Annotated in this window: 11 protein-coding genes; 9 read left to right on the top strand and 2 right to left on the bottom strand. The window is 67.5% G+C overall.

Annotation, left to right across the window (positions count from 1 at the left end; genetic code table 11):
* Window positions 1-276 precede the first annotated feature (276 nt).
* The 8 genes from PXJ20_RS13630 (at window position 277) to treY (ending at window position 20,439) form a co-directional block, all read left to right on the top strand.
* Window positions 277-933: a DUF1345 domain-containing protein gene (locus PXJ20_RS13630; protein WP_199544793.1), complete on the top strand. Its 657-nt coding sequence runs from the start codon at window positions 277-279 to the stop codon at window positions 931-933.
* Between the two features lie 464 nt (window positions 934-1,397).
* Entirely contained in the window at window positions 1,398-5,144 is a 3,747-nt protein-coding gene (locus PXJ20_RS13625) for a maltotransferase domain-containing protein (protein ID WP_421031431.1), read from the top strand.
* Window positions 5,141-8,632, top strand: a complete 3,492-nt coding sequence (gene treS, locus PXJ20_RS13620; RefSeq protein ID WP_421031432.1) for a maltose alpha-D-glucosyltransferase — start codon at window positions 5,141-5,143, stop codon at window positions 8,630-8,632. Before PXJ20_RS13625 ends, treS begins: the two co-directional genes overlap by 4 nt.
* Window positions 8,625-10,841, top strand: coding sequence for a 1,4-alpha-glucan branching protein GlgB (gene glgB, locus PXJ20_RS13615; RefSeq protein WP_421031433.1), 2,217 nt, complete (start codon window positions 8,625-8,627; stop codon window positions 10,839-10,841). Before treS ends, glgB begins: the two co-directional genes overlap by 8 nt.
* Window positions 10,842-10,949: 108 nt before the next feature.
* Window positions 10,950-13,211 carry a glycogen debranching protein GlgX gene (glgX, locus tag PXJ20_RS13610; RefSeq protein WP_421031434.1) on the top strand — a complete coding sequence of 754 codons (2,262 nt, stop codon included), beginning with the start codon at window positions 10,950-10,952 and terminating at the stop codon, window positions 13,209-13,211.
* A gap of 33 nt (window positions 13,212-13,244) precedes the next feature.
* Entirely contained in the window at window positions 13,245-15,167 is a 1,923-nt protein-coding gene (gene treZ, locus PXJ20_RS13605) for a malto-oligosyltrehalose trehalohydrolase (RefSeq protein ID WP_421031435.1), read from the top strand.
* The gene (gene malQ / locus PXJ20_RS13600) at window positions 15,164-17,437 is read left to right on the top strand and encodes a 4-alpha-glucanotransferase (protein ID WP_421031436.1); all 2,274 of its coding nucleotides are present in this window, start codon (window positions 15,164-15,166) and stop codon (window positions 17,435-17,437) included. The genes treZ and malQ overlap by 4 nt, the downstream gene beginning before the upstream one ends.
* A complete protein-coding gene (treY, locus tag PXJ20_RS13595) occupies window positions 17,434-20,439 on the top strand; it encodes a malto-oligosyltrehalose synthase (RefSeq protein ID WP_421031437.1) in 3,006 nt (1,001 codons plus the stop codon). The genes malQ and treY overlap by 4 nt, the downstream gene beginning before the upstream one ends.
* An 84-nt stretch (window positions 20,440-20,523) precedes the next feature.
* Here the strand turns inward: treY and PXJ20_RS13590 are convergent, their stop codons facing one another.
* Both PXJ20_RS13590 and PXJ20_RS13585 read right to left on the bottom strand, forming a co-directional pair.
* Window positions 20,524-21,906 (bottom strand): hemolysin family protein, encoded by a 1,383-nt coding sequence (locus PXJ20_RS13590; RefSeq protein WP_421032614.1) that lies wholly within the window; start codon window positions 21,904-21,906, stop codon window positions 20,524-20,526.
* Window positions 21,907-22,022: 116 nt separating this feature from the next.
* The gene (locus tag PXJ20_RS13585) at window positions 22,023-22,781 is read right to left on the bottom strand and encodes a sensor histidine kinase (protein WP_421031438.1); all 759 of its coding nucleotides are present in this window, start codon (window positions 22,779-22,781) and stop codon (window positions 22,023-22,025) included.
* Window positions 22,782-23,004: 223 nt separating this feature from the next.
* Here PXJ20_RS13585 and PXJ20_RS13580 point away from each other — a divergent pair, with 223 nt between their 5' ends.
* Window positions 23,005-23,346 (top strand): FKBP-type peptidyl-prolyl cis-trans isomerase, encoded by a 342-nt coding sequence (locus PXJ20_RS13580; protein WP_017773268.1) that lies wholly within the window; start codon window positions 23,005-23,007, stop codon window positions 23,344-23,346.
* Window positions 23,347-23,404 lie beyond the last annotated feature (58 nt).

Below are 23,404 nucleotides of genomic sequence, written 5' to 3'. Positions count from 1 at the left end.
GCGCCGCCAATAACGCGTATGCGCGCTGACGATCTTTTCCCACCACCTCTGCAGCGCGTTCGCGCGCTGGGGAAAGCGCCTTGTTGGCCAAGGCTTCCCTACCCGGCCTGATACGTGCCCCCCGAACGTCGCTCCAACGCGTCGCTCCGATGTGTCGCCCCGATACGCCGCCCCATGCATCGCCCAACGCACCGCCCAAGTTAGAATCGCCGCGTCGCGTCCGCGCCCGGCACAGGTTGCGTTCGCTGAACCCCACACTCTGCTTTCAACGCACCCATGACCCTTTACCCTCAAGTGCTGCGCAACCGTCCGCGTCTGGTTGCCGGCATCGTGGTCGGCCTCGTGGTCGGCCTGTTCGTGCCCGGCACCATACGGCCCATGATCCGACTGCTCGTGGGCTGGGACAGCGGCCTGTGGGTCTATCTCGCGCTCATCTGGACGCACATGGGTCTCGCCCATCACTCGCGCGTGCGCGAGATCGCCCAGCAGGACGACGAAAAAGCCAGCATCGTGCTTGCGGTCGTCTGCACGGCGACGGTGGCAAGCATCGCGGCCATCGTGCTCGAACTGGCTTCTGCGAAGAACCTCGGCACCGCATCCACCATCGAGCACTACCTGCTCACAGGCGCGACGCTGATCGGCGCGTGGTTTCTGATTCCCACCATCTTCACGCTGCACTACGCGCGGCTCTTCTACGGCTCCGATTCGCCGCAGCCGCCGCTCGCGTTTCCCGAAGACAACCCCGAACCGGACTACTGGGACTTCCTGTACTTCTCGTTCACCATTGCCGTGGCTTCGCAGACGGCCGACATCGGTCTGCGCGGCAGCAGCATGCGCCGCGCCGTGCTCGCACAGGCCTTGCTCTCGTTCTACTTCAACGTGGCCGTGCTCGGCCTGTGCGTGAACATCGCGGCCGGCCTGCTGGGCTCGTAAAGCGCGGCGACGCGTAACGGGTCACCAGCAGGCCACCAGCGGGTCACCGGCAGGTCACCGACAGATCACCGGCGTGGGCCGGCGGCCCGTGTAAAACGCGCCCTGGCTGCGCCAGTTTTACCGCGCGACGTTCGCTCACGCGCCTTCTTTCCGCTCCCATCCATTCCATCCCGGCCTTTGACGCCCCTTGCACGGCGAAGGCCACTCGCTCGTGCGTGGCTCCCGTGCCTCTGCGCGCGAATGCTTTGGCACGTCCCTTGCTGTCTCAACGCTGCCGAAGGAGCACGCCGGCAGCCGCAAATACGGTCGGAAATGCCCCGGCGACACGCCGTTGTATGGACTACATTTGACGAGTACGCGCACGGCCCCCGGGCAGTGCGCGGGCTCGCCTCCCTGGAAGCCCAACAGGCGTTGTGATCGCACGCTGTGCATCCACACCGCACGAAGAAACTGGGATACGACCAATGGAATTTCCCCACGCCTATGCGCCGCGTATCTACTTCGCTCACTCCGTTCTTGTCGGGCCATTCGAAGCGTGGCCTGCCCAGTTCGCCCATGCCGCCGCGCTCGGGTTCGACCACGTCCTGATCGGCGGATTGTTCCAGCCAGGCCGGGCCGGACATGCGCTGATCGTCGGCGATCACGCGCGCCTTCATCCCGTTTTCGACACGGTGCAGCCCGCCACGGAAGCACTGCGCGAACTCGCCGATGCCGCAAGCGAACACGGCCTCACGCTGCTCGCCGATCTCGCGATCGATCGCGTGGCCGCAGACGGCGCGTTGTTCGCCGCTCACGCCGACTGGTTTCATCCATTCGAGGCCGAGGAAGCGCGGCTCGACCCGCGTCACGGTCATCGCGGCGACAACGTTGCCTACGCGAATTTCAGCGCGAGCACGGCAAGCGGCGAAGGCCCGCTCGTGGACTGGTGGACGCAGCAGTGGATCGCGCTGGGCGAAGCGGGCGTGGGCGGTTTTCGTTTCGACTCGCCGCATTGCGTGCCGGCTGCGGTGTGGCGGCGTCTGATCCGGCAAGCGCGTGCGCGCGTGCCGTCCATGCGTTTTCTCGCGGCCACACCAGGGCTTGCGCGTCATGACGTGGCCGCGCTGGAAGGCGTGGGTTTCGACAGCGTGTTTTCGTCGCTGCGCTGGTGGGACTATCGTTCGAGCTGGCTCACCGAAGAACACGCCGCGCTGCGCCGCGTCGCCGCGCCCATTGCGTTTCCCGAAGCACCGTACGGCACGCGCCTGCGCAACGACTTCGCGGATGCCGCAGACGCGAGCATCGTCGAGCGCGCGTATCGCCGCGCGCTGTACACGGCCGCATCGGTTGGCACGGGCTGGCTCATGCCGATGGGCTTCGAGTACGGCGTCGCCGAGCCCATCGCGTTCACACGCGGCAGCGCCGGCCACTTCGCACACGCGTGCACGAACGCACCGTTCGACCTCTCCACGCACGTGACGCACGCCAACGCCTTGCAGCGCGACACCCTGGCGCTGGATACAAGCGGCGAGCTACGCCTGTTGAGCAGCCCAGGTGCACCGGTCGCGGCGTTACTGCGCGGCGACCACGCCGACTTGCGAGACGCGCAGGAAGCGGTGCTGATCGTGGTGAATCCCGAGCTGGCCGCGCCGGTCCACGCCGATCCCGCGCGCTTTCTGGATGGTGTGCCCGGCGCCTTCACGCGGTTTCTTTCGCTCGACGCCGTGGCGTCGGCGCGTGGCGCATTCGCAGGCCAGCAGCCCGCCACCGACGCCGATACCGATACAACGGCCGTGCCCGAACAATCGACACGCGCATCGCAGTCGCAACGGCAATCGCAGTCCGCCACCGACGCGCCGCCCACGCACACAGCAATGCCGAACAAAGAGGCCGCAAACAAAGCCGCGGCAACGAGCAAAGCGTCGAAGACAAAGATCTCAGGTACCAACGTCGCGAGCACCGCGCAGGTGTCGACGAAGACCAGGGCCAACGTCGAAGCGCCCCACCAGGCCAACACCACCCCCATGCCGCAGCCGCTCGCCGCATTCACGCTCGCGGCCGGCGCATGCCGGTTGTTCGCCGCGGTGGCCGACCCGCCCGTGAATCTCGCACCGCCGCTCGACAAGCCGAAGGATCGCAAGAGCGGCCACAAGACCGTGCTCGATGCCATCGCCGCGCCGCGCATCGCCATCGAAAGCGTGTCGCCCGCCGTGGATCACGGCCGCTTCGTCGCGAAGCGCGTGGTGGGCGAACGCGTCGAGGTGAAGGCCGCGATCTTCGCGGAAGGTCACGACCGCATCGCCGCCGCCGTGATCTGGCGCGCCGCCGACGAAACCGCCTGGCACGAAGCGCCCATGACCGCCACGCAGCCCGCGGGCACCGACCTCTGGACCGCCCGCATTCCGCTTGAACGCGTAGGCCGTCACGAATTCACCGTGATCGCGTGGCGCGACGACTTCGCCTCGCTCGTCGACCATGTGCAGAAGAAGCTGAACGCGGGCCAGTCCATCGATCTCGAACTGCAGGAAGGCGCGCATCTGCTCGCACTCGTGCTGGCCGAAGCGGAGACTGCCGAAGGCGCGGACACCGCCGCACTCGAACGCATCGTCAAGCACTACGCGAAGGCGCACGGCGACGACCGCCGCGACCTGCTGCTCGCGCCCGTCACAGCAGCGGCCGTTGCGGCGGCGCGCCACCGGCCGTTCCTCTCGCGCGATCCGCTCGTCTATCGCATCGACGCCGAACGCGCCGAAGCCCGCTTTGCCAGTTGGTACGAGATCTTCCCGCGCTCCATGAGCGACGACGAATCGCGCCACGGCACCTTCGACGACGTCATCGCCAAGCTGCCGCGCATTCGCGACATGGGCTTCGACGTGCTGTACTTCCCGCCCATTCATCCCATTGGCCTTGCCAACCGCAAGGGCCGCAACAACACGCTTAACGCAGAGCCCGGCGACGTAGGCAGCCCTTACGCGATCGGCGCAGCGGAAGGCGGCCACACCGCCGTGCATCCGCAGTTGGGCACGCTCGACGACTTTCGTCGCATGCTGGCCGCCGCGCACGCGCACGGCCTCGAAATCGCGCTGGATTTCGCGATTCAGTGCTCGCCGGATCACCCGTGGCTCGGGGAACATCCCACGTGGTTCGCGTGGCGCCCGGACGGCACGCTGCGCTACGCGGAAAATCCGCCGAAGAAGTATCAGGACATCGTGAATCCGGACTTCTACGCGCACGACGCGAAGCCCGACCTGTGGCTCGCGCTGCGCGACGTGATCCTGTTCTGGATCGACGCGGGCGTGCGTATCTTCCGCGTGGACAATCCGCACACGAAGCCGCTGCCGTTCTGGGAATGGATGATCGGCGACGTGCGCGCGCGTCACCCCGACGTGCTCTTTCTCTCCGAAGCATTCACGCGCCCGCGCTTGATGTACCGGCTCGCGAAGATCGGTTTCTCGCAGTCGTACACGTACTTCACATGGCGCGAGTCGAAGCGCGACTTCACCGAATACCTCACCGAACTCACGCAGACCGAAGTGCGCGAATTCTTCCGGCCGAACTTCTTCGTCAACACGCCGGACATCAACCCACGGCATTTGCAGTCGTCGGGGCGCTCGGGCTTCCTGATTCGCGCGGCGCTGGCCGCCACGCTCTCGGGCCTGTGGGGCGTGTACAGCGGCTTCGAACTCTGCGAGGCGCGCGCGCTGCCCAACAGCGAGGAATATCTGGATTCCGAGAAGTACCAGCTGCGCGCGTGGGACTGGAACCGGCCCGGCAACATCGTGGCCGAGATCGCCGCGCTCAACCGTGTGCGCCGCGCCAATCCGGCGCTGCACACGCACCTGGGCATCACGTTCCTGCCCGCGCACAACGAGCACATTCTGTGTTTCGAGAAGGCCACCGAGGCACGCGACAACGTGATCGTCGTCGCGATCAACCTCGACCCGTTCAACGAGCAGGGCGCCGATTTCGAACTCTCGTGGCAGACGTTCCACCACTGGCATCTGGACGATCACGCCCGCTTGAAGGTGGTGGAGGAAACGAGCGGCGAGCACTTCGAATGGCACGGGCGCTGGCAGCACGTGAGGCTCGATCCCGGCAGGCGGCCCTTTGCGATCTGGCGCATCGAGCCGGCGCAAGGTTTGCCGCGCATCGAACCGGTCGAACCAGAAGCCGCCGACCTCACCCGCCACCCCGAACTCAGCCCGAATTTCCCGAACGAAGGTGCGACATGAAACGTGACGACACTCCTGCGGGTACGTTGCAGGTCCGCGCCGCCGGCGCCGTCGAAACGCAACCGCAGTCCGTGGCGGCAGAAGCGCGGCAAGCCGGCGCAAGCAAGGCGCGTCGCGGCCACCCCTCGCAGCTTTCCAACGACCCGCTCTGGTACAAGGACGCGGTGATCTACCAGGTGCACGTGAAGTCGTTCTTCGATTCGAACAACGACGGCGTGGGCGACTTCCCGGGGCTGCTCGCGAAGCTCGACTACATCGCGGGGCTGGGCGTCACCGCGATCTGGCTGCTGCCGTTCTACCCGTCGCCGCGCCGCGACGACGGCTACGACATCGCCGATTATCGCAACGTGCACCCGGACTACGGGCATCTCTCGGACGTGCGCCGCTTCATCCAGGAGGCGCACGCGCGCGGCATTCGCGTCATTACGGAACTGGTCATCAATCACACCTCGGACCAGCATCCGTGGTTCCAGCGCGCGCGCCGCGCGCGGCCCGGCTCGAATCATCGCAACTACTACGTGTGGTCCGACAACGATACGAAGTACGCCGGCACGCGCATCATCTTCATCGACACCGAGCCCTCCAACTGGACCCACGACCCGGTGGCCGGCGCCTACTACTGGCACCGCTTCTACTCGCATCAGCCCGACCTCAATTTCGACAATCCGGCCGTGATGCGCGAAGTGCTGCAGATCATGCGCTTCTGGCTCGACATGGGTATCGACGGGCTACGGCTCGACGCCGTGCCGTATCTCGTGGAACGCGAAGGCACCACCAACGAGAACCTGCCGGAAACGCATGCCATCCTGAAGAAGATTCGCGCGACCATCGACGCCGAATACCCCAACCGCATGCTGCTCGCCGAGGCAAACCAGTGGCCCGAAGACGTGCAGGAGTATTTCGGCAACGAAGACGAATGCCACATGGCATTCCACTTCCCGCTCATGCCGCGCATCTACATGGCGATTGCGAGCGAAGACCGCTTCCCGATCATCGACATCATGAAGCAGACGCCGGATCTGCTGCCCACCTGCCAGTGGGCCATTTTCCTGCGCAATCACGACGAACTCACGCTGGAGATGGTCACCGACTCCGAGCGCGACTATCTCTGGAACACCTACGCGAGCGACCGCCGCGCGCGCCTGAACCTCGGCATTCGCAGGCGGCTTGCGCCGCTCATGGAGCGCGACCGCCGCCGCATCGAACTCATCAATTCGCTGCTGTTTTCCATGCCCGGCACGCCCGTCATCTACTACGGCGACGAACTGGGCATGGGCGACAACATCCACCTGGGCGACCGCGACGGCGTGCGCACGCCGATGCAATGGTCGTCGGACCGCAACGGCGGATTCTCGCGTGCCGACCCGGAACAACTGGTACTGCCGCCCGTAATGGGCTCGCTCTACGGCTTCGACGCCGTGAACGTGGAAGCACAGAGCCGCGACCCGCATTCGCTGCTCAACTGGACGCGCCGCATGCTCGCCACGCGCCGCGCGAAGCAGGCGTTCGGGCGCGGCACGCTGCGCTTTCTGCGCCCGAACAACCGCAAGATCCTCGCGTACCTGCGCGAGATGCCGGGCGAGCCGCCCATCCTGTGCGTGGCCAACCTTTCGCGTGCACCGCAGGCCGTGGAACTCGACCTCTCCGAGTTCTCCGGCATGGTGCCCGTCGAAATGACCGCCGATTCGGTGTTTCCGGCCATCGGTCAGTTGCCGTATCTGCTGACCTTCCCGCCCTACGGCTTCCTGTGGTTCCAGCTCTGCACGGGCGACCAGCGGCCCGCGTGGAGCCAGCCCATGTCGGAACAGCTGCCCGAATTCGTCACCGTGGTGATTCGCGAAGGTCAGACCGGCGCGACGCCCGAAAACATCCGGCTGCTCGAATCCGAAGTGCTGCCGTCGTGGCTCTCGCGGCGCCGCTGGTTCGCGTCGAAAGACCAGAAGCTGCGCGGCGTGCGCCTCGCCGCGCTCACCACGATTCCCGAAGGCGGCTTCGCGTTCACGGAGATCGAAGCGGACCTCGGCGACCACACCGAGCGCTACGTGCTGCCCATCGCCATCACCTGGGGCATGGACACCACCACGCCGCTGCACATCCAGTTGGCGCTCGCGCGCGTGCGCCGCGGGCGGACCATCGGCCATCTCACGGACGCGTTCGCGCTGCCGCTCTTCGCGCACGGCGTGCTGCGCAAACTGCGCCAGCACGCGGTCGTGCCCACGGTGCAGAAGAGCGAAATCCGCTTCGTTCCGAGCGAGCGCTTCAGCGAGCTCGACGCGCTGGGCGAGATGCCCGAGGTGCGCTGGCTCGCCGCGGAGCAAAGCAACAGCTCGCTCGTGATTGCGGACACCGCCGTGCTCAAACTCGTGCGGCGCCTGATGCCGGGCGTGCACCCCGAAGCGGAGATGAGCCGCTACCTCACGCACGTGGGCTACGCGAACACGCCGCCGCTCTATGGCGAGGTAGTGCGCGTGGACCCGCAGGGCGTGCCGCATACGCTCGCCATCCTGCAGGGCTATATCGACAACCAGGGCGACGCGTGGAACTGGGCGCTCGACTACCTGCGCCGCACCATCGACGAACTCGCGCTCGCCGCAGCCAACGGCAGCGACGGCGAGCCCATTACGGGCACCCAGGACGAAGCGATCGAAGGCTACCGCGCGTTTGCGGGCGCCATCGGCAAGCGTCTGGGCGAGTTGCACGTCGCGCTGGCCTCGCCCACCGACGACCCCGCCTTCGCGCCCGAGCCCGCGAAGCCCGAACACATCGCGGCGTGGATAGAAGACACGCAGACCATGCTGGCGGGCGCGCTCGACGTGCTCGCCCAGCAACTCGGCCCGAACGGCACGCTTTCGCCCGACACGCGCGAAATCGCGCAAAGCCTCATGGACCGCCGCGCGGCACTCACCGAGGCCGTCGCCAACCTGGTGCCGCTCGACGCCGTGGCGTGGCGCACGCGCATTCACGGCGACTTCCACCTGGGCCAGGTGCTGGTGGCCCAGGGCGATGCCTGGCTGATCGACTTCGAGGGCGAGCCGGCGCGCCCGCTCGAAGAACGGCGCGACAAATCGAGTCCGCTGCGCGACGTGGCGGGGCTGTTGCGCTCGTTCTCGTATGCGAGCGCAGCGGCGCAACCCACTACGGAAAGCGCGCCGCAACAGACTGCCGACCGCAAGCGTGCGCTCTTCGAACGATTCCGCGGCTACGCCATGGAGAGCTTCCTCAGCCACTATCGCGCGGCAGTGGCGGAATCGCGCATTCCGCTCGTTTCCGCAGCGCACGAGCAGCCGCTGCTGGACCTGTTCCTGATCGGCAAGGCGGCCTACGAGATTCGCTACGAGGCGGCCAACCGTCCCACCTGGATCGGCCTGCCGGTACGCGGGCTCGCCGCCATTGCGAGCCGCGTGCTAGGCGATACGGGCGCCTCGGCGGCTTCGGGCGCTTCGGGCGAGGCCACGCCGGCCACGCCCAGCGGAGGCGATCATGAGTGAACGCGATCCCTCTGCCGGCCTGCACGCGGTAGACGTCGAAGCGATTGTCGATGCCCGCCATCCCGATCCGTTCTCGCAACTCGGCATGCACTGGACCGACAACGGTCCCGCCGTACGCGCGATGCTGCCCAACGCGGCGCGCGTCACCGTGATTGCGCGCGCCGATGGCCGCGTGATCGGCGAACTCGCGCCGCTTCATCCGAATGGCCTCTTCGCAGGCTTCGTGGAAGAAGCCGTGCCGTACCGGCTACGTATCGACTGGCACGGCGTCGAGCAGGAAATCGAAGACACGTACTCGTTCGGCCCGATACTCGGCGACGAACCCTTGCAGCGGCTCGCACACGGCGACCCGTATGCGGTGCTCGAATGCCTGGGCGCGCGTCCCATGGAAATCGACGGCGTGCCGGGCGTGCGCTTCGCGGTGTGGGCGCCGAACGCGCGGCGCGTTTCCGTGGTGGGCGACTTCAACTCGTGGGACGGGCGCCGCCACCCCATGCGGCTGCGGCACAACGCGGGCGTCTGGGAACTGTTCGTGCCGCGCGTCGCGGCCGGTGCGCGCTACAAGTACGAGCTGCTCTCGCGCGAAGGCTATCCGCTGCCGCTCAAGGCCGACCCATGCGCGATGCAGACCGAGCGGCCGCCCGCCACGGGTTCGGTGGTGGCGAAGGTGGACGAGATCGACGGCTTTGCCTGGACCGATCATGAATGGATGCAGTCGCGCGGCGCGCGGCAGAACGCGCAGCAGCCGTTGACCATCTACGAGGTCCATCCCGAATCGTGGCTGCGCGTGAACGAGGAAGACCGGCGCGGGCTCACGTGGCCCGAGCTTGCGGAGCGGCTCATTCCGTACGCGAAAAGCATGGGCTTCACGCACATCGAATTCCTGCCCGTTGCCGAGCATCCGTTCGGCGGGTCCTGGGGCTATCAGCCGCTTTCGCAGTTCGCGCCTTCCGCGCGGTTCGGCTCGCCGGAGCAGTTCGCGGCCTTCGTGAATCGCGCTCACGAAGAAGGGCTCGGCGTGATTCTCGACTGGGTGCCCGCGCATTTTCCGAACGACCCGCACGGCCTCGTCTCGTTCGACGGCACGCCGCTCTACGAGCACGCCGATCCGCGCGAGGGCTATCACCAGGACTGGAACACGATGATCTACAACCTCGGCCGCAACGAGGTCAGTGCGCACCTGGTGGCGTCGGCGCTCGCGTGGCTCAAGCGCTATCACGTGGACGGGCTGCGCGTGGACGCGGTGGCGTCCATGCTCTATCGCGACTACTCGCGTGCAGCGGACCAGTGGGTGCCGAACATTTATGGCGGGCGCGAGAACCTGGAGTCCATCGCGTTTCTCAAGCGGCTCAACCACGAGGTGCGCTACGTGCCGGGCGCGCCCGGCGCAATTACGGTGGCGGAGGAATCCACGGCGTGGCCGGGCGTCACGTCGCGCATCGAAGACGGCGGGCTCGGCTTCGACTTCAAATGGAACATGGGCTGGATGCACGACACGCTCCACTACATGCACGAAGACCCGGTGTACCGGCGCTACCACCATCACAACATGACCTTCGGCATGGTCTACGCGTATTCGGAGCGCTTCGTGCTGCCGCTTTCGCACGACGAGGTGGTGCACGGCAAAGGGTCGCTGCTCGGCAAGATGCCGGGCGACCGCTGGCAGCGCTTCGCGAATCTGCGCGCGTATTTCGGTTTCATGTGGACGCATCCCGGCAAGAAGCTGCTCTTCATGGGCGGCGAGTTCGCGCAGATGGCCGAGTTCGATCACGACGGCTCGCCGCACTGGCATCTGCTCGACGACCCGCTGCATCGCGGCGTGCAGAAGCTCGTGCGCGACCTCAACCACCTTTACCACGACGAGCCGGCGCTCTACGCACTGGATAGCGACCCGGGCGGCTTCGAATGGATCATCGGCGACGACACGGCAAACAGCGTGTTCGCCTGGCGCCGCGTGGACGGCGCGGGCCGCGAGATCGTGACCGTCTGCAACTTCACGCCGGTGCCGCGCGAGGGCTACCGCGTGGGCCTGCCGCGCGCGGGCCACTGGGCCGAAGTGCTCAACACCGACGCGGCCCTGTACGGCGGATCGAACATGGGCAATGCCGGGCTCGTGGTCACGCAGGACATTGCGAGCCACGGCAAGCCGCAGTCCGCCGCGCTCGTTCTGCCGCCGCTCGCCACCATCGTGTTGCGCGCACAGCCGTGAAGGCGGGCTTTTCTGAACACAGAACAGGCAAGACACAAGCGACGCACGCGCTACACCGAAGCGTCGCCCACTGAACAACTGAACAACTGACAAGAGGAAATCGGGTTCATGTCGAACATCCTGCCGGACCGGCTTCAGCCGGGTGCGCCTTACCCGCTCGGAGCCACCTGGGACGGACTCGGCACCAACTTCGCGGTCTTCTCGGCGAACGCGTGGCGCATCGAGCTGTGCCTGTTCGATCCCACGGGCCGCAAGGAAATCTCGCGCTACACGCTGCCCGAATGCACGGACGAGGTGTGGCACGGCTATTTGCCCGGCGCGCATCCGGGCACCGTGTATGGGTTTCGCGCGCATGGTCCGTATCAGCCGCAGCACGGCCACCGCTTCAATCCGCACAAGCTGCTGCTGGACCCGTATGCGCGGCGCCTCGTCGGCCAGTTCCGCTGGTCTGACGCGCTCTTCAGCTATCGCGTGCATTCGAACCGGCTGGACCTTTCCGTCGACCGCCGCGACTCCGCGCCTGCCATGCCCAAATGCGTGGTGGACGACAGCACCTTCGACTGGTCGCACGACGCGCGTCCCAACGTGCCGTGGGGCAGCAGCGTGATCCTCGAGACGCACCTGCGCGGCCTCACCATGCAGCGCGAAGATTTGCGTCCTCACGAGCGCGGCACCTTCGCGGGCCTGACGGCGCCGGGCGTGATCGAGCATCTGCAAAAGCTGGGCGTGACCGCCGTGGAGTTGATGCCCGTGCATGCGTTCCTGCACGACCGCTTTCTCGTGGCGCGCGGCCTGCACAACTACTGGGGCTACAACACCGCGGCGTTCTTCGCGCCGGAGCCCGGCTATCTCTCCACGCATCATCCCGACGAAATGCGCATCGCGATCCGGCAACTGCATGCGGCCGGTATCGAGGTCATTCTCGACGTGGTCTACAACCACACCTGCGAAGGCAACGAGCTGGGGCCCACGGTGTGCTGGCGCGGGCTCGACAACGCGAGCTACTACCGGCTCATTCCCGGCGACGAACGGCACCATATCAACGACACGGGCTGCGGCAACACGCTCAATCTCTCGCATCCGCGCGTGTTGCAGATGGTGATGGATTCGCTGCGCTACTGGGCTACCTCGTACAACGTGGACGGCTTCCGCTTCGATCTGGGCGTGACGCTGGGCCGCGAGTCCACGGGCTTCGACCCGGGCTCCGGCTTCTTCGACGTGCTGCGCCAGGACCCGGTGCTCTCGCAATGCAAGCTCATCTCGGAGCCGTGGGACATCGGTCCCGGCGGCTATCAGCTCGGTAATCTGCCGCCTGGCTTCGGGGAATGGAACGACCGCTTTCGCGACAGCGTGCGGCGCTACTGGCGCGGCGACCCCGGCCAGCGGCCCGATCTCGCCGCGCGGCTGACGGGCTCCGCGGACTTCTTCAACCGGCGCTTTCGCAAGCCGTGGTCGTCGGTCAACTTCGTCACCTCGCACGACGGCTTCACGCTGACGGACCTGGTTTCCTACACGCACAAGCACAACGAGGCGAACGGCGAAGGCAACAACGACGGCCACAACGAAAACTGGAGCGCGAACTGGGGCGCCGAAGGCGCCACCGACGACCCCGCGGTGCGCGAAACGCGCGAACGCGTGTCGCGATCCATGCTCGCGACGCTGCTGATCGCGCTCGGCACGCCGATGCTGCTCTGCGGTGACGAAGCATGCCGAACGCAGCAAGGGAACAACAACGCGTACTGTCAGGACAACGCGCTGTCGTGGTACAACTGGTCGCTTGCCGCCTCCGACGAAGGACGCAAGATGACGGTGTTCGTCGCGCGCGCCGTTGCGCTGCGCAAGAACCACCCGCTGCTGCGCGAAACGCGTTTTCTGTTCGGCGACCGCGAAGTGCTGCCGGGCGTCTACGACATCGGCTGGTTCGACGAACGCGGCGACCCGCTTTCGATCGAAGCCTGGCAGGACCCCGAAGGGCGCGCGTTCACGCTGCGCCGCGCGGGCCAGGCACTGGACGGCGAAACGGAAGTGCTGCTCATGATGCTCAACGCATCGGGCGACGCGCTCACGTTCACGCCGCCCCCGCCGCATCTGGAATGGCACGTGCTGCTGGATACGGCGGAACCCGAGGCGCCGGAGCGGCCGCTCGGCGCGACGGAACTCAAGGTGGCCGCGCACACGATGGTCGTGCTGGGCGCGCGGCCATCAGGCGACGCGGACTGGCAGACAGGCTGGATGCCGGGTGCCCAGCATGGCGAACGATTGCTCACCGCCCTGCCGCCCGACCCCGGCACGCTCTCGCCCGACGACACAGACGACGGTCGCGCGCCGCCGCCCATCAGCCACCGCAACGAACCGCCGCACGAGGCGTAGGCGCCTCGCAGCAAACACACGATGGGATGAATCATGTCCGAATCTGCGATGGATCCCAACACGCGCCGCTACGCGCATTGCCTGCCGCTCGGCGCGCAGCTCGTGGGCGCCGGCAGCGACAAGCCGCACACGCGCTTTCGTCTGTGGGCGCCGTCGTGCGAGTCGGTGCAGTTGCAGTTGGAAGGCGGCTGCAATGGCAGCGGTGATGCTGCGCTGGTCGATATGCAGCCGGCCGGCAACGGCTGGTTCGAAGCCGAAACGGCGTGCGGGGCAGGCACGCTGTATCGCTACCGCATCAACGGCGAGCTGGCGATACCCGACCCGGCCTCGCGCTTCCAGCCGCAGGACGTGCATGGCCCGAGCGAAGTAATCGACCCGCGCGCATACCACTGGCAGCACGCACACTGGCAAGGCAGGCCCTGGGAAGAGACGGTGCTTTACGAACTGCACGTGGGCACGCTGGGCGGTTACGCGGGCGTGACGAAGCGGCTCGCGGCGCTCGCGGAAGTGGGCGTGACCGCCATCGAACTCATGCCGCTCAACGAATTCCCCGGCGCGCGCAACTGGGGCTACGACGGCGTGCTGCCCTACGCGCCCGATTCGGCCTACGGTCGGCCGGAGGACCTCAAGGCGCTCATCGACGCGGCGCATGGCTTGGGCCTCATGGTGTTTCTCGACGTGGTCTACAACCACTTCGGTCCGGACGGCAATTACCTCCAGCAATACGCCAAGCCGTTCTTCAAGGACGGCTCGCACACGCCGTGGGGCCAGGCCATCGACTTCGACCGCATGGAGGTGCGCGATTTCTTCTGCGAGAACGCGCTCTACTGGCTCAACGAATACCGCTTCGACGGACTGCGCATCGACGCCGTGCACGCCATCGATAACGACGAGTGGCTGCGCGAGCTCGCCGATCACGTTCACGCGCGCGTGGAGCCCGGCCGCCACGTGCATCTCGTGCTGGAAAACGAGCGCAATCATGCGAGCCTGCTCGAATCGCACTTCAACGCCCAGTGGAACGACGACGCGCACAACGTGCTGCACGTCATGCTGACGGGCGAGACGGAGGGCTACTACCAGTCGTATGCCGAGGCCCCGGCGCGCAAGCTCGCGCGCGTGCTGGGCGAAGGCTTCGCGTATCAGGGCGACCCCTCGCCCGCGCACGACGGCGCCCCGCGCGGCGAGCCGAGCGGCCACCTGCGGCCCACGGCGTTCGTGATGTTTTTGCAGAACCACGATCAGATCGGCAACCGCGCATTCGGCGAACGGCTGCGCATGCTCTGCCAGGACGACCCCGTGCGGGCCGCCACGGCGCTGATGCTGCTCTCGCCGCAGATTCCGCTGCTCTTCATGGACGAGGAGTACGGATCGAAGCAGCCGTTCCTGTTCTTCACCGACTACACCGGCGAACTTGCGAGCGCCGTGCGCGAAGGCCGGCGTCGCGAGTTCGCGCGCTTCTCCGCGTTCGCCGATCCCGAACGCCGCGCGCAGATTCCCGACCCGAACGACCCCGCTACGTTCGCGGCCTCGTCGCCGCCGCGCGGCGACCCTGTCGCGCATGCAAGCGGCGAGCGGCTCGAATGGATGCACTTCTACAAGTCGGCGCTCGCGGTGCGCGCGAAGCTGATTACGCCGCGGCTCGCTCATGCGAAGACCGCGGGCGCCAGCGTGCTCAAGGCACGCGACGGCAACGAAGCGCCTGCTGTCATCGCACGCTGGCGCCTCTCCGACGGTGAAACGCTGACCCTCGCGCTAAACCTGGGCGACGACGACGTGCCGCTTGCCGAACTGCCCGCAGGCAAGGTGATCTTCGAAACGCCGCCGCGCGCCCGCGATCACGTGCGCGACCACGCGTTGCCCGCGTATGCCTGCGTGGCGTGGCTCACGGGCGACGTCTGCGAATACGCATTGGGCCACGACGCCCGGCGCGCCGAACCCGGGGAGCCCAACTCGTGACATCTGCACGACGCACGAACGGTACGGCCGGCACCGTCACCACGATTGCGCAGCTCGCCGAAGCGGCGGGCTTCGAGGTGCAATGGTCCGACGCGCATGGTCATTCGCAACGCGTGCCCGAGCCGACGCTGGCGGTGCTGCTCGAACGCATCGGCTTGCCGTGCTCGAACGCCGCGCAGATTCGCCAGAGCGCCGCCGCGCTCGAAGCGGAGAACGCGGGACGCAAGCTGCCGCCGCTCATCTCCGTGGACTGCGACCGCGCCGTCGCGCTGCCCGTGGCCGGCGTGAAGTCGGGCAGCCATTACCGCATCGAACTGGAAAGCGGTGCCGTGATCGACGGACGGTTCACGGCGCCCCGAGGCGAGGCGCCGTTGCTCGCGCCCATCGGCGAGCCGGGGTATCACAGCCTGTTGCTCAACGACACACGCATCACGCTCGCCGTGGCGCCGCAGCGCTGCCACACGGTGGCCGACGCCTGGCGCGCGCTGCACGGCGAGGCCGCGCACGCGCCGCCGCTCTGGGGCATCGCGGCGCAGCTTTATGGCTTGCGCCGCGCGGACGATGGCGGCGTAGGCGACTACACGGCGCTCGCATCGCTTGCGATAGAGAGCGCGAAGCGCGGCGCGCAGGCGCTCGCCATCAGCCCTACTCACGCGATGTTCAGCGCTGAGCCGCAGCGCTTCAGCCCTTACGCGCCGTCGTCGCGGTTGTGGCTCAACGTGGCGCACATCGACCCCGCCGCGGTGTTCGGCACAGAGGCGGCGCAAGCGGCCATCGCCAGGGTGCATGCCGCGGACGAACGCGCCGCGCTCGAAGCGCTGCCGCTCATCGACTGGCCGCCCGCGGTGCGCAACAAGCTGCGCGTGCTGCGCGCGCTGTTCGAGCGGTTCTGTACTGAAGAGCGCACGCACGGTTCGCCGCGCGCCCGCGAATTCGAGGATTTCTGCACGCAAGGCGGACGGGCGCTCGAAGATCACGCGCGGTTCGAAGCGCTGCACGCGGCGCAGCTTGCGGCTCATGAAGGCAACGGCAGCGGCAACCGCAGCAGCAGCCCGCACCACTGGCGCGACTGGCCCGAAGCGTTGCGCAATCCGCGTGCGCCCGAAGTGGACGCCTTCGCGAGCGAGCATCGCAGCGAAGTGGACTTCCATCTCTTCCTGCAATGGCTCGCGGCAAAGGGCCTCTCGCACGCGCAGCACGCGGCGCGCGACGCAGGCATGGCGATCGGTCTGATCGCGGACCTCGCCGTGGGATGCGACAGCGCGGGCAGCCACGCGTGGTCGTGGCCCGAGGACATGCTGCAAGGCGTCTCCGTGGGCGCGCCGCCCGACCTCTTCAACCAGGCCGGGCAGTCGTGGGGGCTCACCACGTTCTCGCCGCGCGCCATGCGCACGCAGGGCTTTCGCGCATTCATCGACATGCTGCGCGCCGCATTCGCTCACGCGGGCGGCGTGCGCATCGACCATATCCTCGGGCTGCGCAGGCTGTGGCTCGTGCCCGAGGGCGATAGCGCGCGCAACGGGGCCTACCTGCGCTATCCGCTCGGCGATCTGCTGCGGCTCATCGCGCTCGAATCGTGGCGGCATCGCGCCGTCGTGATCGGCGAAGACCTGGGCACGGTGCCGCCGGGCTTTCGCGAGCGGCTCGCCGAACGCGGGCTCTCCGGCATCCGTGTGCTGTGGTTCGAGCGCGACGGTTCTCGCTTCATGTCGCCCGCGCAGTGGGACGCCAACGGCGTAGCCACCACCACGACGCACGATCTGCCCACCGTGTGCGGCTGGTGGAGCGGAACGGACATCGACTGGCGGCACCGCATCGGACAAACCGCGCCGCGGCCCGATGGTCGCGACCCCGTGCAACTCGCGCGCGAGGAACGCGCGGCGGACCGCGACGCACTCTGGTCCGCGTTCCAGCACGCGGGCGTCGCCGCCCCGGACGTGCCCGCGCCGCCCGCCGATCAGGCGCCGCTCGACGAAGCGCTCGCGTTCGTGGCCGCCACGCGCTGCCCGCTCGTCACGTATCCGCTCGAAGACCTGCTCGCGCTCGCGGACCAGCCCAACCTGCCCGGCTCCATCGACGAGCATCCGAACTGGCGCCGGCGCCTCGCCGTGCCCGTCGACGAAATGTTCGACGACGAGACGTTCTCCGACCGCCTGCTCGCCGTCGACCGCGCCCGTGCCGCGAGCCGCGAGGCGACGCCTGCATCGTCAGCCGTGTCAGCCACGCCCGCACCACCCGCGCCGTCGGCGCCCTCCCCTGACCGATCATGACTGTCCCACGCGCCACCCTTCGTCTCCAGTTCCATTCCGGCTTCACCTTCGAGGACGCCGGGAAGCACCTCGATTACTTCGCCGCGCTGGGCGTGAGCCACCTCTACGCGTCGCCCATCACGACCGCGCGGCCCGGCTCGCTGCACGGCTACGACACCGTGGACTACAGCCAGGTCAGCGAAGAACTGGGCGGCGAAGCCGGGCTGAAGCGCCTCGTCGCGAAGCTGCGCGAGCGCGGCATGGGGCTCGTCATCGACATCGTGCCAAACCACATGGGCATTGGCGGCAGCCACAACGCGTGGTGGCTCGACGTGCTCGAGTGGGGGCGGCATAGCGCTTACGCGCGTTACTTCGACATCGACTGGCATTCGCCGGACCCGGCGCTGCGCGGCAAAGTGCTGATGCCGTGTCTGGGCGCGCCCTACGGCGTGGAGCTGGAGGCCGGACGCATTGCGTTGCGCTTCGATGCCGACAGCGGCCGGTTTCACGCGGTGTACGGGGACAACCTGTGTCCCATCTGCCCGGTGGACTACGCGTCGATCCTTCAAGCCGCTACGGACAACGCCGAACTGACCGCCCTTGCGCAAGCGTTCGATGGACTCACCACGCAGCCCGACGATCATCCGCGGGCCGCGGCCGGGCGCGAAGCGCTGCGCACGTTCGCGGCGCAACACGGTGCCGCTGCGTTCGAGCCTGCGCTCGAAGCGTTCGCGGCCACGGCGGTGGCGTCGCGCGAGCGGCTGCATCGATTGCTCGAACGCCAGTATTTCCGGCTCGCGTGGTGGCGCACGGCGTCTGACGAAGTGAACTGGCGGCGCTTCTTCGACATCAGCACGCTCGCCGCCGTGCGCGTGGAGCGGCCGGAAGTGTTCGAAGCCGTGCACGCGCTCGTGTTCCGGCTCTACGAACAGGGGCTGATAGACGGCGTGCGCATCGACCACGTGGACGGGCTCGCCGAGCCGCGCGAATACTGCCAGCGCCTGCGGCAGCGGCTGGTCGATCTGCGCGGCAACCATCCGTACATCGTGGTGGAGAAGATTCTCGGGCGCGGCGAGCGGCTGCGCGACGACTGGCCCGTGGACGGCACGACGGGCTACGACTTCATGAACGACGTCGGCTCGCTGCTCCACGACCCGGACGGCGCCGCGCCGCTCGCGGCGACCTGGGCGGAACTGACGGGCGCGTCGCCCTCGTTCGCCGACGAGGCCATCGCCGCGCGGCGGCAGATACTCGCCGAGCACCTCTCGGCCGAACTGGACCGCGCCACGCGCGCGCTGCACCGCATCGCACGCGACCATCCGACCACGCGCGACTTCACGTTCGCCGCGATTCGCCGCGTGGTCGCCGCGCTCGCGGTGCATTTCCCCGTCTATCGCATTTACCCGCAAAACGGCCTGCGCACCAACGCCGACAACGAGTGGTTCGCGAAAGCGCGCGAAGCGGCGAAACGTATGCTCTCGCGTGGCGACCACGAGGTGCTGGCGCGTGTGGACGAGTGGCTCGGGGGGAATGTGCGGGAAGCGGAGCGTGATGGACGCGATGGGCGTGATGGGCGCGATGGGCGCGGTCATCGGCCGGCTGCGGCTGCGGGGTCGTCCCAGTCTCACGTGCAGACGCAACCGCCGGCCCAGTCACCCGCTCCAGCGGTCGAGCAAAAACCGCGGCCCGCGGCGCCGCCCGTCCCCACGGTCGCGACGCTCAGTCATGCGCTCTCCTCGCAGCGCACCGCGCTCACGTTGTTCTCGCAACTCACCGCGCCGCTTGCCGCGAAGGCGATCGAAGACACAGCGGGTTATCGCTACGGCCGGCTGCTTTCGCGCAACGAAGTGGGCGCGGATGCGGGCGACTTCTCCATCACGGTCGAGCAGTTTCACGCCGCCAACCAGGAGCGACGCCGCCGTTTTCCGCACGCGATGCTGGCCACCTCCACGCACGATCACAAGCGCGGTGAAGACGTGCGTGCGCGGCTCGCGGTGCTGAGCGAACTCGCGCCCGAATGGGGCGCTGCGCTGCGCCGCTGGTCAACGGTCAACGCGCCGCTGCGACGGTTTGTCGAAAGCGGCGCGGTATCTGCGGCCCCGGCGCCCGATACAGCCGGCAACGTCCCCGATCCGCAGCATTGGGTGCCCGGACCCGCGGCGGAAGCCATGCTCTATCAAACGCTGGTGGGCTGCTGGCCGCCAGGGCTCGCAGCCGACGACGAAGACGGCATTCGCGAACTCGCCGAGCGCACGGCGCAGTGGCAATTGAAGGCGCTGCGCGAAGCGAAGCAGCGCACCAGTTGGTACGCGCCCGACGAAGCCTTCGAACGCGCCTGCCGCGACTTCCTGTTCGACATCCTTGCGCCCCAGCGGCGCGACGGCTTCCTGCGCGAGCTGTGCGATTTCGTGGAACGCATCGCGCCGGCCGGCGCCGTGAACAGCCTGCAACAGACCGTGCTGCAACTCACGTCGCCAGGCGTGCCCGACCTCTATCAGGGCACCGAACTGTGGGACTTCAGTCTCGTCGACCCCGACAATCGCCGCCCTGTGGACTTTGCGGCGCGCGCCGCCGCGCTCGCGACCACACCACCCTCGGAACAACTGCACGCGTGGCGCAACGGACACGTGAAACTCGGCGTCGTGCAGCGGCTGCTCGCATTGCGTGCGCAGATGCCGGAGGTGCTCGGCACCGGCGTCTATCTGCCGCTCACGGTGCGTGGCACGCATGCGAAGCGCGCCATCGCGTTCGTGCGTCAGCACGGCAACGGTTATGTGGTGGTGATCTGCACGCGCCTCGCGGCGCCGCTGCTGGATGGCGGCGCGGGGCTGCCGCTGGTGGAGCCGGCGAAGTGGGAAGACACGGCCGTCGACATGCCCGCGGGGCTCGCGTCGCGCACGCTGATGGATCTGCTGAGCCCGGCTGCGCAGAAGGTGAACGGCGACGGCCTGCTCTATCTGCGCGATGCGCTGGCGGCCATGCCGGTGGCGGTGCTGCTGGAAGACGGTGTGCCGGGTGCCTGAGGCGGGGCGTTTGAGGCGGGGCGTTTGAGGCTGGAGGCTAGCGGCCCGGTAACGCGGCCGTGCCAAGCGCCGAGGCAACCGGACTCAGCCGCCCAGGTCTTCGAGGTCTTTCGGGTACACGCGCACGAGCACGATGCGCGGACCCTTCATCTTCTTGACCACCACGTCGAAGCGATCGAACGACACGCGCTGACCTTCGGCAGGCAGATCGTTGAGCGCCTGGATCACGAGGCCGCCCACCGATTCGGCGCGACCTTCGTCGATGTCGATGCCGAGCGCGCGCTCCAGCGAAACCACCGGCAAGCTGCCCTTGCCCATCAGCGTGCCGTCGTCCATGCGAGTCCAGTCGGCATCGCTCTGGCGGAACTCGTCGTGAATCTGGCCCACGAGCGCGCCCAGCAGGTTGTCTAGCGTGATGAAGCCCATCGGCCGGCCGCGCTTGTTGCCCACCAGCGCGAAGTGCGGCACGCCCTTGCGGAAGCGTCGGAACAGTTCGAGCGCGGGCATCTGCGGTTTAACGTACTGCACGGGGCGCGCGTAACGGCGCAGGCTTTCGTTTCCGTGCGCCGCGCCGCTTTCCTGGGCGAGCAACAGGTCCTTCAGATGCACGACACCGGCCACGTGCTCGCCGGACCCGTCTTCGAACAGCGGATAGCGACTGAAACGATGCTGCGCGATCACCTGCAGGTTTTCCTGCCACGGTCGGTCCAGCCGCAGGCTCACCAGTTCGTGTGCGGGCCGCATGAGGTCCGACACGGTCATGGTGGAAAAGTCGAGCGAATGCGCGATGGTGTTCCACTCGTCGGCGCTGTAGGCATTCGTGGCCGCCGAGGCCAGCGCCGCTGCCGGTCCTCCTGGCTCCGCTGCCGCCTTCGCCGCGTGGCCCGCTGCGCGCGTGCGGCGGCTGCGCAGGATCAGCTTGAGTTCTTCGGTGGAGTACTGGGCGTCGGTGTTGTGCGTCTGCGCGAGGCCGGCCATGCGCAGCACACCGTTCGCGCTCGTGTTGAGCAGCCAGATGGCCGGATACATGACCCAGTAGAAGCCGTAAAGCGGCGCGGCCACCCACAGCGCGATCTTTTCGGCCTCGCGAATGGCGAGCGACTTCGGCGCAAGCTCGCCCACCACGATATGCAGGAACGAAATGCACGAGAAGGCGAAGAACAGCGAAATGCCGTGAATCAACTGCGCGGACGTCACGCCGGCCAGCTCGAAGACCGGCGTGAGCAGTTCCGCAAACGCGGGCTCGCCGATCCAGCCGAGACCCAGCGACGCGAGCGTGATACCAAGTTGGCAGGCGGACAGATAGGCATCGAGCCGGCCGTGCACGCGCGCGAGCAGCTTGCCGCGCATGCCGTAGCGCTTCTCCAGCGTCTGGACGCGCGTTTGTCTCAGCTTGACGAGTCCGAACTCGGCGGCCACGAAGAAACCATTGAGCGCCACGAGCAGCAGCGCACCAACAAGGGCGATAACCTAGATCAAGACAACGGGCTCCAACAACAAAAGTCGTCAGTATAGGGCCCGAAAGTGGGATGTAAGCGAGCGGACGGCATCGGGCGGCGACTGGGGTGCCGCCCGCGACGCGTTCATCCGGCCATGAGCGGCACGTGCAACGCGAGCGTCGCGCTCTTGTCAACCTCCGGCATGGCCTGCTCGAAGGCGCCGCCATGCGCTTCGGCCACGCGTCGGCAGAGCGACAACACCCACGCGATGCGGCCGGCTTCGCGCGGCTCCTGCGCCTGACGGCGCGCGAAGGCTTCGAGCAGATGCGGCAGCGATTCGTCGGTAAGCGTCTGCGGCGACGGCGAGTACGCCACGTTGAAATGCGCGGAACCCCCAATGGCCGCAGCCGCGAGCAGCACAGTGCCGCCGCGCGCGCTCGCTTCCGTGGCGAACGTGAGCATCAGCCACAACGCCTGCGCAATCCGCTCGCGGTCGCCGGTCACCTGTTCGGAGGTGAGCGGCGTATCGACCACGATCGTTACGCCGCGTGCGTCGGCAAGACCGGCGCGCACTTCGTCCACGGCCGCATCCACCAGCGCGCGCAACCCGAACGGTTCGCGTTCGATGGCGAGCTTCCTGGTTTCGCTGCGCGTGGTGTCGACCACCTCCTCCAGCAGCTTCACCTGCTGCTCGATGCCGGTGCGAATGCCGGTGAGCGCGCGTTGCGCGGTGGCGTCGGCGGCGTCGATCTTGCGCTCCAGCACATACGCCCAGCTGTGCACGGCGTTCAACGGACTACGCATGTCGTGCGACACCACCGAGAGCACGTGGTCGCGCATGAAGAGAGCGGTTTCGGCACACAGACGTGCCACGCGTTCGGCACGGGAGAGGGACGTTGCCACGATCGGAATTCCTTGAACGAAGCTCGTAGGAGTCTGGGAAAACAGGGATAAAGAGCGACTGAATTATAGGCGCCGCCAAAGGTGTTCCGGCGCCGCACGAAACGTGCCCGACCATCTTTCCCGGCGCCGCGCCAACCCGGGCTTCGCGAGGTGCGAAAAGCGTGAAGGCAAGGCAATACGCCTACAATGTCGACTTTTCCTTTATCGCGACCAGGAGTTACTCATGTCGAACGTCACGACCGCATCCGGCCTTCAATACGAGGACCTGACCGAAGGCACCGGCGCCGAGGCGCAGGCCGGCCAGACGGTCACCGTGCATTACACCGGCTGGCTCACCGACGGCCAGAAGTTCGACTCCAGCAAAGACCGTAACGACCCGTTCGCATTCGTGCTGGGCGGCGGCATGGTCATCAAGGGCTGGGACGAAGGCGTGCAGGGCATGAAGGTGGGCGGCGTGCGCAAGCTCACGATTCCGCCGCAACTCGGCTACGGCGTGCGCGGCGCGGGCGGCGTGATTCCGCCGAACGCGACGCTCGTGTTCGAAGTGGAACTGCTCGCTGTCTGAGTGAGCGAGAAACGCCGATGACGTGAAGGCACGCTCCCACGCCCCTTCTGTCACCCGG

This window comes from Paraburkholderia sp. A1RI_3L (assembly GCF_048957895.1).
GTDB classification, from domain to species: domain Bacteria; phylum Pseudomonadota; class Gammaproteobacteria; order Burkholderiales; family Burkholderiaceae; genus Paraburkholderia; species Paraburkholderia kururiensis.
Note: the sequence above shows the minus strand (reverse complement) of the source record. Positions and strands in the feature narration are given on the sequence as shown.

Coding starts and splice junctions, on each gene's coding strand:
- glgB (WP_421031433.1), top strand. CDS start 8,625: ATGAGTGAACGCGATCCCTCTGCCGGCCTGCACGCGGTAGACGTCGAA.
- PXJ20_RS13625 (WP_421031431.1), top strand. CDS start 1,398: ATGGAATTTCCCCACGCCTATGCGCCGCGTATCTACTTCGCTCACTCC.
- treY (WP_421031437.1), top strand. CDS start 17,434: ATGACTGTCCCACGCGCCACCCTTCGTCTCCAGTTCCATTCCGGCTTC.
- treS (WP_421031432.1), top strand. CDS start 5,141: ATGAAACGTGACGACACTCCTGCGGGTACGTTGCAGGTCCGCGCCGCC.
- PXJ20_RS13630 (WP_199544793.1), top strand. CDS start 277: ATGACCCTTTACCCTCAAGTGCTGCGCAACCGTCCGCGTCTGGTTGCC.
- PXJ20_RS13580 (WP_017773268.1), top strand. CDS start 23,005: ATGTCGAACGTCACGACCGCATCCGGCCTTCAATACGAGGACCTGACC.
- glgX (WP_421031434.1), top strand. CDS start 10,950: ATGTCGAACATCCTGCCGGACCGGCTTCAGCCGGGTGCGCCTTACCCG.
- treZ (WP_421031435.1), top strand. CDS start 13,245: ATGTCCGAATCTGCGATGGATCCCAACACGCGCCGCTACGCGCATTGC.